The following is a 12,198-nucleotide window of genomic DNA, read 5'->3' as shown; positions in this document are numbered from 1 at the left end:
CTCGTTTCAGGCAGAGGAGAGAGTCGCTACATGAACGTTAACGGTAGCGTTAATGCACCGTAGAAGCGTGATATTTGAGTGTCAAGAGACCAGCGTTCCGGAGGGCGCAACGGTCGATTGACGGCAAATTCCCGTGAACGTTAACTTCAGGAGCCCTTCACCCAACCTCCTGAGGAGGACGAGCGTGACCACATCCGACATCCGGTCCGCCCTGCTGGCTGCGGATCCCCGGCTGTCCAAGTTCAAGCCGCTGCCCCGGATCCTGGCCTTCGACGAGTTCGACAGCGGGACGCACGGCTGGTGCGAACTGCTCGGCAACTACAACGGCCGCGGCGACCTGAGCACGGTCGACAACCACATGCGCGACTTCCGGCCGCCGCAGCTGTCGGCCTGCAACTTCTTCGACATCGGCACCCACGGCGCGATGAGCGGCACCTACGCGCTCAAGCTCGCCACCCGCCCGCACAAGGGCCACACCGCGGTCGCGATCCGGCGGCTGACCATGAGCGGCCGTGGCCTGGTCCAGCTGGAGACCTACTTCGCGTTCAAGTCCGAGGCGACGCTCGGCGGCGGCGCCGAGCTGGACACCTTCGGCGACGTCCAGTGGGACGGCAACACGCACCCGTCCGAGGCGCAGTTCGGCGCGTTCACCGTCGCGACCGACCTGTGCGGCGACGGCGGCCTGCGCTACCACACCGTCGCGCGTTACCAGAACACCGATCTGGACAACCACTTCACCCGGCGCTGGATGGCCCCGACCGTGCCCGAGCCGACGCCGCGCGAGCACTTCGAGGGCAAGGTGAAGCTCGAGTACGCCGCCGACTTCACCGCGCCGAACCCCGAGGACTGGCAGCAGTTCGGCGAGCCGCAGGAGCTCTGCTACAACGAGGTCCCGACCAAGGTGAACTGGCACTACCTGCGCTGGCTGGTCGACACCGACGCGCGCAAGAACGTCGAGCTGCAGGTCAACGACCGGGTAATGGACATGCGCGACGTGCCGGTCCCGCCGTACGAGGAGCGCTACGAGACGCTCGAGAACCTGCTGAACTTCTACTTCTCGGTGCGCACGCACTCGGACGTGCGCAACTTCCTGTTCCTCGACTCCGTGCTCATCTCGGTGGATTGGTAGGTCACGGCCATGCGACAGTCCATGACGGCGGTCCTCGAACGCGACACCGAGTTCGCGAAGGACTTCGACACCGAGCCGTACGAGGTGGCCTGGGCCGGTGAGGCGCGCTGGTTCGTCCAGCACGTCGACGGCGACGGGACGGCGCGCTACGTCACGCAGGTCTCGCCGGACGGCATCACCTGGTGCGACCTGGACGGCTCCGAGCACCCGGTCGAGCCGGGCGCCCTGGTGTCCTGGCCGGCGGCCGGCTTCGGCCACTGGCTGCGGCTCCGCGCGGTCGTCGACGGAACGGTGCGCGTCCGCATCCACCTGGCGATCAAGGCTTAGTCTTCTCAGCCTGATGGGGTGGGACGGGGAGGTGCGATGACGGACGCACGGCGGGCGACGCTGCGCGACATCGCCGGTGCGCTGGGGCTGTCGGTCAACACGGTGTCCCGCGCGCTGGCCGACAAGGACAGCGTCAGCGCGGCCACGCGGGCCGCCGTACGGGCCGAGGCGGCGCGGATCGGCTACGTGCCGAACTCGCTGGCCCGGTCGCTCGTGCTCGGCTCGGCGATGACGCTCGGGCTCGTCATCACCAACCCGTCCAACCCGTTCTACGCCCAGCTGATCAGCAGCATCGAGCTCGGCGCCCGCGCGCAGGGGTACTCGTTGCTACTGCTGGTCACCGACGAGAGCGCCGAGAACGAGCAGCGCGCCACCGAGGCGCTGCTGCGGTCCGCGGTCGACGGCGCGATCGTCGTCCCGGTGCAGGACGACTGGGACCACTGGCGACGGGTCCGCGACTCCGGGATCCCGATGGTGTTCGTCAACCGCGACGTGCCCGAGCTCGACTGCGACATGGTCGGGGTCGACAACGAACGCGGCGGCTACGAGGCGACCACGCACCTGATCGCCGGTGGTGCCCGTCGGCTGCTGGTGCTGGAGGAGGACCTGCCGATCACGACGACGGCCGATCGCGTCGCCGGGTTCCGGCGGGCGATGGCCGACGCCGGGCTGGAGGTGTCGGCGGGCAGCGTGCGCGCCGTACCGACGAAGCGGTACGACTCGCTGGCGTTGCCGTGGCAGCCGGAGGAGGCCTACCGGGTCGCGTCGGCCGTGCTGGCCTCGGGTGAAAGGCCGGACGGGATCGTCACCGGGAACGACTACTTCGCGCTGGGGCTGTTGAGGGCGCTGGCCGAGCTCGGCCTCGGCGTACCGGGTGATGTTGCTGTCACCGGGTACGGCGACCACCCGTACGCCGGGTACCTGCAGACCCCGCTGACGACGGTCCGGTTGCCGGCCGCTGAGGTCGGCACGACGGCCGTCGAGCTGCTGCTGCGGAGGATCCGTGAGCGAAGCTCGGACCGACCGCGTAAGATCCTCATCAGGCCCGAGCTCGTGGTACGAGCTTCGACGGCGAACTGAGAGCATGAGTGGCCTGGATCACGGCCGCTGGACCGAGTTGGTCGCGCCTGCAGACGCTGTGTAACATGGTCTGTCGGCGTACGACCCTGAACACCCTTGACCACGGAGAATCATGTCTAAGAAGTGCGATGTTTGCGGCAAGCAGCCGATGTTCGGCAACAGTGTTGCCCGGCTGGGTAAGGGCGCGATGATCCGCCGGGTCAAGGCGCGTACGTCGCGGCGGTTCAACCCCAACATTCAGCCGTTCCTGGCGATCGTCAAGGGCACCCCGACCCGGATGAAGGTCTGCACCTCCTGCATCAAGGCGGGCAAGGTTCAGCGCGTCGTCGGCTAGTACTCTTCCGGCTCCCCGATGAGCCGGTCTCCGTGCAGGGCCTCGTAGGCGTCCGGGATGTCCCGGGCGCCTGCTGCTTGTTCTACGGCCAGTTCAGCTTGTCGTACGGCCAGTTCAGCGGGTGCGGGCCACGACGGTGATCTCGCGGCGGTTGTGGTGTAGCTGACGGGCGTGCAGGACGTCGTACTCCTTGCTCAGGACATCCATCCCGCGGCGGGCGGCGTCGAGCGGGTTGCGGCCACCGCCCTTGAGCGTGATCACGACGAGCGCGCCGCGGCGCAGGTGCGGTACGGCGTCGAGCATGACGCGGGCGCTCATCACCTGGTCCATGCGCATGTCGTTGACGACCACGTCGAAGCGCAGCTCGTTGCGGCGGAAGAACTCGCCGGCCGTGGTGGCGACGTGGTGGATCCGGCGGTCGCCGTCGAGACGCGCGTCGAGAGCGCCGGGGTCGACGGACCAGACCTCCTGGTCGTACTGGCGCAGGATCCGCGTCCAGCCGCCAGGGCTGGCGCCGAGGTCCAGGCCCTTGCCGCCGGGCACCAGGTCGAGGTGGAAGGTCCGGATCGCTTCCTCGAGCTTGAACTCCGAGCGGGACACCCGCTCGTCGGAACGCGCCAGCCGCATCCGGCCGCCGGGCCAGTCGGCCAGGCTGTCCTCGAGCCGGTTGAGACCGATCAGGACCGCGCGGTCGGAGACGAAGCACGAGACGACGACGTCCTGCTCCGAGCGGGTGACCTCGATCCCGCGGGCTCCGAGGGCCTCGTCGAGCAGGTGGTAGTAGGTGCCGCCCGTCCCCGCGCCGTCGGTCCAGGTCTGGACGGCGACCGCCTTGGGGTGCTTGGGAAGCTCGGCCAGGACCAGGTCGGCCAGCTCGTGCGGCGGCGGTCCGTCGTACGGCGGGAAGGTCGCGATCTCGACCGTCAGGTGACGAATGAAGATGATCCGGCCTTCGTCGCAGGCTCTGGCCAGCTGGTCGACGGCCGGAGCATTGTCGGTGATCCGGCCGAGGTCGCCGCTGACGCGCTCGACGCCGACCTGCCGGCCGAACTCCTCCCGAAGCTCCCGCACCGCCAGCTCGTAGCTGTCGGGGGACACGGAAAACAGGATCGGAGCAGCTGAGGCAGGCACAACACATAGTAAGTGGCTGGGCAGCACCGGATAACCTTCCCGGCGTGGAAGAGCTGACGGTCGGGGTGCTGCGGAGCTGGGCCCGTACGGCGCTCGTGGAGCTGGGACGGGCGCGGACCGAGATCGACGATCTCAACGTGTACCCGGTCCCCGACGGCGACACGGGCACCAACCTGTACCTGACCTGGGAAGCCGCCTGCGACGCGCTGCCCGAGGGCGAGCTGACCTTCGCGGAGGCGGTCCAGGCCTTCGGGCGCGGGGCGCTGCTGGGGGCGCGGGGGAACTCCGGGGTGATCACGTCGCAGCTGGTCCGGGCGTGTGGGCTGCGGCTGGCGGAGAACCTGCCGGTTCGCCAGGACAGTGAGGGCCGACTTGCTGATCCTCGGATGAGTGAGCCGGTGGCTTTTGCGGATGCACTGGTTTTCGCGGCGGATGCGGCGTACGGGGCGGTGGCTCAGCCGGTCGAGGGGACGATGCTCACCGTCGCCCGAGCTGCCGCCGACGCTGCGCTCGCGGCGGCCGGCGAAGGCAAGAACTTGGCCGAGGTCTGCCTGGTCTCCGTTGCGGCCGCGCGGGTCGCGTTGACGAAGACGACCGAGCAGCTCGACGTACTGCGGCGTGCCGGAGTGGTCGACGCCGGCGGAGCGGGCCTGGTGGTGATCCTGGGCGCGATGGAGCAGGTGCTGTCCGGGCGGACCTCGGGGGGAGACTGGTCGGTCCCGGCTCGGCTCCCTGTGCCCGCTCCCTCCCCGGCCGGCTCTGGCGAAGCGGGAGCCGCCTCGCCGGTCGGCGGCGAAGCCGGAGCTGCCTCGCTGGTCGGCGGCGAAGCCGGAGCCGGCTCGCCGGCCGGCGTCGAGTTGCTGCCTGACGGGCCGGCGTACGAGGTGATGTACCTGCTGGACGCCGCTGATGAGCACGTGGGCGGGTTCAGGCGGGAGCTGACGGGGTTGGGGGACTCCGTGGTGGTCGTCGGCGGCGACGGGCTGTGGAACGTGCACGTGCACACCGACGACGTCGGGGCCGCGATCGAGCTGGGGATCGGGGTGGGGCGGCCGCACCGGATCCGGGTGACGCACTTCGCGGACCTCCAGCCGCACCAGCCGGTGCCGGGGCGCGCGGTGATCGCGGTCGCGGCGGGGGACGGGCTGGCCGGGCTGTTCGGCGAGGCGGGAGCGATCGTCGTACGGGGTGGTCCTGGCAGGCGGTGCTCGACCGGGGAGCTGCTGCGGGCGATCGAGCAGTCGAAGGCACCCGAGATCGTGCTGCTGCCGAACGACAACGACTCGATCGCGGTCGCCGAGGCGGCGGCCACGGCGGCGCGGCAGGACGGCGTACGGGTGGCTGTGATCCCGACCCGCGCGCAGGTCCAAGGGCTGGCGGCGATCGCCGTGTACGACCCTGGGCGGAGCTTCGACGACGACGTCGTGCACCTGTCGGCGGCCGCCGGGCAGACCCGCCACGGCGCGGTCACGATCGCGGTCAAGGACGCCTGGACGATGGCCGGCACCTGCCGGATCGGCGACGCGCTGGGCGTGGTCGACGGCGATTTCACGCTGATCACCGATGATCTGACCACCGCCGCGACCGGTGTCGTGGACCGCCTGCTCGGCGGCGGTGGCGAGCTGATGACGGTGGTCAGCGGCCGGGACGCGGACCCCGCGCTGGTCGAGGCGGTGGTCCGGCACGTCCGTCGGCACCGCAAAGATGTCGATGTGATGGTGTACGACGGTGGCCAGGAGCGGTACCCGTTGCTGATCGGGGTGGAATGAAGACAGACATCGACCGGAAGCTGCGCGACTTCGTCGGCGCCCGGACGGCCAAGACGTTCTCCGAGGTGCTCGGCATCGAGACCGTCGGGGAGCTGCTGCGGCACTACCCGCGGCGCTACCTGAAGAAGGGTGAGCTGACGCCGTTCGACGAGCTCGAGGTCGGCGACCAGGCGACCGTGAACGGCAAGGTGAAGAAGGTCACCGTGCGCTCGCTGGACTCCAAGCAGGAGATCCGGCCGGACGAGGTGAACAAGTTCCGCCGGCACAAGACGATCACCAAGGTCGTGGTCACCGACGGGCGCAACGACCTGGAGCTGGCGTTCTTCAACCAGCCCTGGCTGGCCAACAAGCTGACCCCCGGGACGGCCGCGCTGTTCTGGGGCGAGGTGACGAAGTTCCGCGACATCCTGCAGCTGAAGGGCCCGGGCACCGAGATCCTCGACGAGGAAGACCTCAGCGAAGCCGAGATCGAGCGCCGGGCCAAGCCGTTCCGGCCGCTCTACCCGGCCACCGCGAAGTTGCCGACGGCCACCATCGAGCGCAGCCTGAAGATCGTGCTGGACAACCTCGAGGAGGTCGCGGACCCGATTCCCGACCTCATCCTGAAGAACGAGAAGCTGCTCGGGCTGCGGGACGCGCTGCAGCTGATCCACCTGCCGGAGACTGAGAAGGACATCGCCGAGGCGCAGAAGCGGTTCCGGTTCGAGGAAGCGCTGGTGATGCAGACGATCCTGGCCCAGCGCCGGGCGGTCACCGACGCGCTGAAGGCGATCCCGCGCGAGCGGACCGCCGGTGGGCTGCTGGACGACTTCGACGCGCGGCTGCCGTTCACGCTGACCGCGGGCCAGGCCGAGGTGTGCGACGAGATCTTCGCCGACATCGCCCGGGCGCACCCGATGCACCGGCTGCTGCAGGGAGAGGTCGGCTCCGGCAAGACCGTGGTCGCGCTGCGGGCGATGCTGTCGGTCGTCGACGCGGGCGGTCAGGCGGTCCTGCTCGCGCCGACCGAGGTGCTCGCCACCCAGCACCACAAGACGCTGACGAAGATGCTCGGTGAGCTGGCCGAGCAGGGCATGCTCGGCGGCGCCGACCGGGCGACGAAGGTCGGTCTGCTGACCGGCTCGCTGAACGCGGCCTCCCGCCGTACGGCGATGCTGGACGCGGCCAGCGGCGCCGCGGGGATCGTCGTCGGGACGCACGCGCTGCTGGAGGACAAGGTCCAGTTCGCCGACCTCGGGCTGGTGGTGGTCGACGAGCAGCACCGGTTCGGTGTCGAGCAGCGGGCCGCGCTGAGCACGAAGTCGGGGGAGAACACGCCGCACGTGCTGGTGATGACCGCGACGCCGATCCCGCGCACGGTCGCGATGACGGTCTTCGGCGACCTGTCGGTGTCGACACTGACCGAGCTGCCGGCCGGGCGGTCGCCGATCAAGTCGTCGGTGGTCCCGGCCAAGGAGCGGCCGGCCTGGCTCGAGCGGGCCTGGGAACGGGTGCGCGAGGAGGTCCAGAAGGGCCACCAGGCGTACGTCGTGTGCCCGCGGATCGGTGACGACGTGAAGAACGCCACCGACGAGGAGGGCGAGTTCGCCTCCGGCGCCGAGGACGAGGAGTCCGGGGCCAAGGGCAAGCCGCGGCCGGCGATCTCGGTGCTGCAGGTCGCGGAGGTGCTCGCCGAGATCCTGCCCGACCTGCGGCAGGCGGTGCTGCACGGGCGGCTCCCGGCCGACGAGAAGGATGCGGTGATGTCGAAGTTCGCCGCCGGGGAGACCGACGTGCTGATCGCGACCACCGTGATCGAGGTCGGCGTCGACGTCCCGAACGCGTCGACGATGGTGGTGATGGACGCCGACCGGTTCGGCATCTCGCAGTTGCATCAGTTGCGGGGGCGGGTCGGGCGGGGGCAGGTGCCGGGGCTCTGCTTGCTGGTCACCGATGGGTGGCCGGGGTCGAAGTCGCGGGAGCGGCTGGACGCGGTTGCTTCGACGACCGACGGGTTCGAGCTGTCGCGGATCGACCTGGAGAACCGGCGCGAGGGTGACGTGCTCGGGGTGGCGCAGTCGGGGCGGCGTACGAGCTTGAAGCTGCTCAGCGTGCTGCGCGACGAGGACGTGATCTACGCTGCCCGGCACGTGGCGCATTCGATCGTTTCGGTCGATGCCACCCTCAGCGAGTACCCGGCTCTGAAGGCGTTCGTGGCCGAGACCTTGGAGTCCGAAGCGGCCGAATACCTGGAGAAGACATGACCCGGATTATTGCTGGGATCGCCGGTGGCCGGCGGATCTTGGTGCCGGCGGGGACGGGGACGCGGCCGACCGCGGACCGGGTGCGGGAGGCGATGTTCGCGTCGGTGGAGACCGAGTTCGGTGGGATGCAGGACCTGGCGGTGATCGACCTGTACGCCGGGTCCGGTGCGATCGGGCTGGAGGCGTTGTCGCGGGGGGCGGCGCGGGTGGTGCTGGTCGAGCAGGACCGGAAGGCCGCCGAGGTGATCGCCGGGAACATCCGCGCGGTCGGGATGCCGGGGGCGACGCTGCTGACCCGGCCGGTGGAGAAGGTTGCCCAGGGCGACAACTCCGGTGAGGCGTTCGACCTGGTGTTCGCCGACCCGCCGTACAAGCTGGAAACGACCGCCCTGCAGGAAGTGTTGCTCGCGCTGGTCGATCACGGCTGGCTGACCGAGGACGCCGTCGTGGTGGTCGAGCGGGGCAAACGGGAGCCGTGGGAGTGGCCGGAGGGGTTGGCCGCGCTGCGCGACCGCAAGTACGGCGAGGCCCGGCTTTGGTACGGTCACCGCCATGAGTAGAGCGGTCTTCCCGGGCACGTTCGACCCACCCACCAACGGCCACCTGGACGTGATCGCGCGGGCCTCGGCGGCGTTCACCGAGGTGATCGTCGGCGCCGGCGTGAACCCGTCCAAGCAGCGGATGTTCGACGGCGACGAACGGGTCGCGCTGCTGACCGAGATCGCCGCGCCGTACCCGAACGTGACGGTGGTGCCCTTCGAGGGGCTGCTGGTCGACTTCTGCCGGACGGTCGGCGCGCAGGTGGTCGTCAAGGGCCTGCGCTCGGGCAGCGACTACGACTACGAGCTGCGGATGGCCCAGATGAACCGGCGGCTGACCGGGCTCGACACGCTGTTCCTGCCGACCGCGCCGGAGCACGGGTACGTGTCGTCCAGCCTGGTCAAGGAGATCGCGAAGCTGGGCGGCCCAGTGGACGCGTTCCTGCCACCGAGCGTTCACGCCCAGTTGATCGCGAAGCTCTAGAAATGCCCGCGGTTGCCCCGATTGGGCTCTGAGGCGTGGAGTTGGTAATGTTGTCCATCGGTCTCGTTGAGACCGAGTTTCTGCCTGCCCACGCCTGAAAGGGATGTCCTGAGCGCCTTGGACCTGCGGTCCCCACTCGTGATCGATACCCACGAGCTGTCTCGCCGCGCCGGGTCCCAGCGCGAAGTCTCCTTCACGGCGGCGGCACCGGCCGATCTCGGGATCGACGTGATCGGCGTCCCCGACGGTGATCCGATCCAGTTCGACCTACGACTGGAAGCGGTGGTCGAAGGGGTGCTCGTCTCCGGTTCGGCCCAGGGCCGGCTGGTCGGGGAGTGCGCGCGGTGCCTGACCGACATCGAGGACGAGTTCCTCGCTGACGTCCAGGAGCTGTACGTCTACCCGGAGAGCGACGCCGAACCCGACGAGGCCAGCCGGATGGAGGGCGATCTGATCGACCTCGAGCCGGCACTGAGGGACCAGGTGGTGCTCGCGCTGCCGTTCACGCCCTTGTGCTCCGACGACTGTTCCGGTCTGTGCCCCGAGTGCGGGGCCCGGCTGGACGACGAGCCGGATCACAAGCACGAGGACGCGGTCGATCCCCGCTGGTCGGCGCTGAGTGGGCTGGCCCCGCGCGACGACCGATCGACGGACAAGTAACCTTCAGACTTCCCGTACCGCGGTACGGGTGCAGTACAACTACAGAGCAACCGCACACCAAGCCGGCCGGGTTCTCGAGCCTCCGGCCGAACCGAGGAGTCATAACCGTGGCCGTTCCGAAGCGGAAGATGTCGCGCAGCAACACCCGCAACCGCCGGGCCCAGTGGAAGACCACTGCCCCGTCGCTGGTGATCTGCGTGAACCCCGCCTGCCGCGCGAAGCACCTGCAGCACACCGTTTGCCCGACTTGCGGCCAGTACGGCGCGAAGGGCGAGCGTCGCCAGGTCGTCGAGAGCTAAACGGCACCTACCCAGTGAATTCGGTCAACGAGACGGGGCTCTACGCCGAGCTGAACCAGCGGCTCGGCGTATCGCTGGCTGACGAACTACTGGAGCACGCCTTCACCCACCGTTCGTTCGCGTACGAGAACGGTGGGTTGCCGACCAACGAGCGGCTGGAGTTCCTCGGGGACTCCGTGCTCGGCGTCATCGTCACGGAGTCGCTGTTCCGCAACCATCCGGACCTCTCCGAGGGCCGGCTGGCCAAGTTGCGCGCCGCGGTGGTCAACATGCGCGCGCTCGCCGGGGTCGCTCGCGACCTCAAGCTCGGCAAGTACCTACGGCTCGGGCGCGGCGAGGAGGCCACCGGCGGACGCGACAAGTCGTCGATCCTGGCCGACTGCGTCGAGGCGCTGATCGGTGCCGTCTACCTGGACCGTGGGTTCGAGGTGGCCGGCGGCGTCGTGCACACGCTGTTCGACGAGCTGATGGAGTCGTCGGCGCGGCTCGGTGCCGGCCTCGACTGGAAGACGTCACTGCAGGAGTTGGTCGCCCAGCTCGGTGTCGGCGTCCCGGAGTACGTGATCGCCGAGTCCGGTCCCGACCACGCCAAGACGTTCGAGGCGCGGGTCCGGATCGGTGCCGACACCTACGGGCACGGCATCGGCCGGAGCAAGAAGGAAGCCGAGCAGCAGGCGGCCGAAACGGCCTGGAAGGCCTTGCGCGCGGCGCATCCCGACAGCATCGACCCGTCCCAGCAACCCTGAGGTGCCTGAACTTCCTGAGGTAGAGGTCGTTCGCCGCGGACTCGCGGATTTCACCACCGGGCGGACGATCGACGCCGTCGAAGTACTGCATCCTCGTCCGGTCCGGCGGCACCTCGCCGGGCCGGACGACTTCGTTGCCACGCTTAAGGGCCAGACCTTCGGTACGCCGGCCCGGCGCGGCAAGTACCTGTGGCTCCCGCTGGAGTCGGGCGACGCCGTACTGGCGCACCTCGGCATGAGCGGCCAGTTCCGGGTCCAGCCGGTCGGTGCGCCGGACGAGAAGCACCTACGGATCCGCTTCCGGTTCGCCGACAGCGGGGGAGAGGTCCGTTTTCTGGACCAGCGGATGTTCGGTGGTCTGTCTTACGCCGAAGGCGGCGCCGAGCTGCCCGCCGAGATCGCGCACATCGCCCGCGACCCGTTCGACCCGCTGTTCGACCTGGACGCGGCCGCCGCCGGTCTGCGGCGCCGCAAGACCGGCCTGAAGCGGGCGTTGCTCGACCAGACGGTGGTCAGCGGAATCGGCAACATCTACGCCGACGAGGCGTTGTGGCGGGCGAAGCTGCACTACGCCAAGGCCACCGAAACGCTGAAAGCCCAACAGGCCAAGGAGATTCTCGGTCACGCCCGGGCGGTGATGGCCGAGGCGCTCGACGTCGGCGGGACCAGCTTCGACGCCCTGTACGTCAACGTGAACGGGGAATCCGGCTACTTCGAGCGGGGCCTGGCGGTCTACGGCCAGGAGGGCTCGCCGTGCCCGCGCGACGGCCGCCCGATCCGGCGCGAACCGTTCATGAACCGTTCCTCGTTCCGCTGCCCGAAGTGTCAGCCGGCGCCACGACACGCCCGGTGGTGAGCGGGAAATGGTGATTTGACCTACGCCAGGTTGACCCTTGGCGTAGCGGGTGTCACCCTGAAAGACGGCACATCTTTTGAGAGGCGCTCCTCGGACCGGGGGCGCTACCAGCCAGCAAAACCCTTCCGGAGGACAGCACAATGGCCAAGGCTCTTCTAGGGCATCTTGGAGGCACTGACCCGCGTCTGCTCGAGCAGGTTCGCCTGCTCAACCGGCGCGTCGCGGACCTGGAGGCGCACGTGATGCGTCTGCAGGCAGAGAACGACCACCTGGTCGCAGCCGTTCACGACGGTCGGCTGCTCACCGTGGACGAGGCACTGAACACGCCTGCCCACGTCTGACCAGCGCGACAGACCAGTCAGTACCAGCTGACCCGGGACCATCGGTCCCGGGCAGCACCCCGCACCGTCCGCACCACCCACGGCGGCGGCCCCCGTCCGGGCCCCGCCGCTCTTTTTGCGTTTCCTGTGTCGGATCGACGCAGCCTCCGCGAGACGTGCGGCTGTCCGACGTAGACTCGGGCCTGGAACACCTTCCCCCGGGTAGCCGCAGTAGCACCGGCAGTTACGACGGTTCCATCGGATACCGTCTGTCCTTTCAC

General features: G+C 69.2%; 14 protein-coding genes. 13 read left to right on the top strand and 1 reads right to left on the bottom strand.

Annotation, left to right across the window (positions count from 1 at the left end; all coding sequences use genetic code 11):
• The first annotated feature begins 184 nt into the window (after window positions 1-184).
• The 4 genes from ACLQ2O_RS34920 (at window position 185) to rpmB (ending at window position 2,870) form a co-directional block, all read left to right on the top strand.
• Complete coding sequence (locus tag ACLQ2O_RS34920) at window positions 185-1,129, top strand: DUF6772 family protein (protein WP_425840606.1); 945 nt, start codon at window positions 185-187, stop codon at window positions 1,127-1,129.
• Window positions 1,130-1,138: 9 nt separating this feature from the next.
• Window positions 1,139-1,456, top strand: a complete 318-nt coding sequence (locus ACLQ2O_RS34915) for a hypothetical protein (RefSeq protein WP_425840603.1) — start codon at window positions 1,139-1,141, stop codon at window positions 1,454-1,456.
• A 36-nt stretch (window positions 1,457-1,492) separates the two neighbouring features.
• Window positions 1,493-2,536, top strand: coding sequence for a LacI family DNA-binding transcriptional regulator (locus tag ACLQ2O_RS34910; RefSeq protein ID WP_425840600.1), 1,044 nt, complete (start codon window positions 1,493-1,495; stop codon window positions 2,534-2,536).
• A gap of 112 nt (window positions 2,537-2,648) precedes the next feature.
• Window positions 2,649-2,870, top strand: coding sequence for a 50S ribosomal protein L28 (gene rpmB / locus ACLQ2O_RS34905; RefSeq protein ID WP_425840597.1), 222 nt, complete (start codon window positions 2,649-2,651; stop codon window positions 2,868-2,870).
• 114 nt (window positions 2,871-2,984) lie between these two features.
• Here rpmB and ACLQ2O_RS34900 read toward each other — a convergent pair whose 3' ends face one another.
• On the bottom strand, window positions 2,985-3,968 hold the full coding sequence (locus tag ACLQ2O_RS34900) for an SAM-dependent methyltransferase (RefSeq protein WP_425840594.1): 984 nt from the start codon (window positions 3,966-3,968) through the stop codon (window positions 2,985-2,987).
• Window positions 3,969-4,045: 77 nt separating this feature from the next.
• On the opposite strand from ACLQ2O_RS34900, the gene ACLQ2O_RS34895 reads away from it, so the two are divergent.
• The 9 genes from ACLQ2O_RS34895 (at window position 4,046) to ACLQ2O_RS34855 (ending at window position 11,938) form a co-directional block, all read left to right on the top strand.
• Window positions 4,046-5,770, top strand: a complete 1,725-nt coding sequence (locus tag ACLQ2O_RS34895; protein WP_425840591.1) for a DAK2 domain-containing protein — start codon at window positions 4,046-4,048, stop codon at window positions 5,768-5,770.
• Window positions 5,767-8,013, top strand: a complete 2,247-nt coding sequence (gene recG, locus ACLQ2O_RS34890; RefSeq protein ID WP_425840588.1) for an ATP-dependent DNA helicase RecG — start codon at window positions 5,767-5,769, stop codon at window positions 8,011-8,013. The genes ACLQ2O_RS34895 and recG overlap by 4 nt, the downstream gene beginning before the upstream one ends.
• Complete coding sequence (rsmD, locus tag ACLQ2O_RS34885) at window positions 8,010-8,573, top strand: 16S rRNA (guanine(966)-N(2))-methyltransferase RsmD (RefSeq protein ID WP_425840586.1); 564 nt, start codon at window positions 8,010-8,012, stop codon at window positions 8,571-8,573. The genes recG and rsmD overlap by 4 nt, the downstream gene beginning before the upstream one ends.
• Window positions 8,566-9,036, top strand: a complete 471-nt coding sequence (coaD, locus tag ACLQ2O_RS34880) for a pantetheine-phosphate adenylyltransferase (RefSeq protein ID WP_425840583.1) — start codon at window positions 8,566-8,568, stop codon at window positions 9,034-9,036. Before rsmD ends, coaD begins: the two co-directional genes overlap by 8 nt.
• A gap of 138 nt (window positions 9,037-9,174) precedes the next feature.
• A complete protein-coding gene (locus ACLQ2O_RS34875) occupies window positions 9,175-9,696 on the top strand; it encodes a YceD family protein (RefSeq protein WP_425840580.1) in 522 nt (173 codons plus the stop codon).
• Between the two features lie 107 nt (window positions 9,697-9,803).
• On the top strand, window positions 9,804-9,995 hold the full coding sequence (gene rpmF / locus ACLQ2O_RS34870; protein ID WP_425840577.1) for a 50S ribosomal protein L32: 192 nt from the start codon (window positions 9,804-9,806) through the stop codon (window positions 9,993-9,995).
• A gap of 14 nt (window positions 9,996-10,009) precedes the next feature.
• Window positions 10,010-10,741: a ribonuclease III gene (gene rnc / locus ACLQ2O_RS34865; RefSeq protein WP_184796024.1), complete on the top strand. Its 732-nt coding sequence runs from the start codon at window positions 10,010-10,012 to the stop codon at window positions 10,739-10,741.
• 1 nt (window position 10,742) lies between these two features.
• On the top strand, window positions 10,743-11,597 hold the full coding sequence (mutM, locus tag ACLQ2O_RS34860; protein WP_425840575.1) for a bifunctional DNA-formamidopyrimidine glycosylase/DNA-(apurinic or apyrimidinic site) lyase: 855 nt from the start codon (window positions 10,743-10,745) through the stop codon (window positions 11,595-11,597).
• A 140-nt stretch (window positions 11,598-11,737) separates the two neighbouring features.
• Window positions 11,738-11,938, top strand: coding sequence for a hypothetical protein (locus tag ACLQ2O_RS34855; RefSeq protein ID WP_184796022.1), 201 nt, complete (start codon window positions 11,738-11,740; stop codon window positions 11,936-11,938).
• Window positions 11,939-12,198 lie beyond the last annotated feature (260 nt).

This window comes from Kribbella sp. DT2, from assembly GCF_049844575.1.
Classification (GTDB): domain Bacteria; phylum Actinomycetota; class Actinomycetes; order Propionibacteriales; family Kribbellaceae; genus Kribbella.
The sequence above is the reverse complement of the archived record's forward strand: the minus strand, read 5'-3'. Positions and strand labels throughout refer to the sequence as shown.

What these genes read in the sequence shown, in the direction of transcription:
- ACLQ2O_RS34915 (WP_425840603.1), top strand. Translation starts at nt 1,139, where the DNA reads ATGCGACAGTCCATGACGGCGGTCCTCGAACGCGACACCGAGTTCGCG.
- ACLQ2O_RS34910 (WP_425840600.1), top strand. Translation starts at nt 1,493, where the DNA reads ATGACGGACGCACGGCGGGCGACGCTGCGCGACATCGCCGGTGCGCTG.
- rpmB (WP_425840597.1), top strand. Translation starts at nt 2,649, where the DNA reads ATGTCTAAGAAGTGCGATGTTTGCGGCAAGCAGCCGATGTTCGGCAAC.
- recG (WP_425840588.1), top strand. Translation starts at nt 5,767, where the DNA reads ATGAAGACAGACATCGACCGGAAGCTGCGCGACTTCGTCGGCGCCCGG.
- rsmD (WP_425840586.1), top strand. Translation starts at nt 8,010, where the DNA reads ATGACCCGGATTATTGCTGGGATCGCCGGTGGCCGGCGGATCTTGGTG.
- coaD (WP_425840583.1), top strand. Translation starts at nt 8,566, where the DNA reads ATGAGTAGAGCGGTCTTCCCGGGCACGTTCGACCCACCCACCAACGGC.
- ACLQ2O_RS34855 (WP_184796022.1), top strand. Translation starts at nt 11,738, where the DNA reads ATGGCCAAGGCTCTTCTAGGGCATCTTGGAGGCACTGACCCGCGTCTG.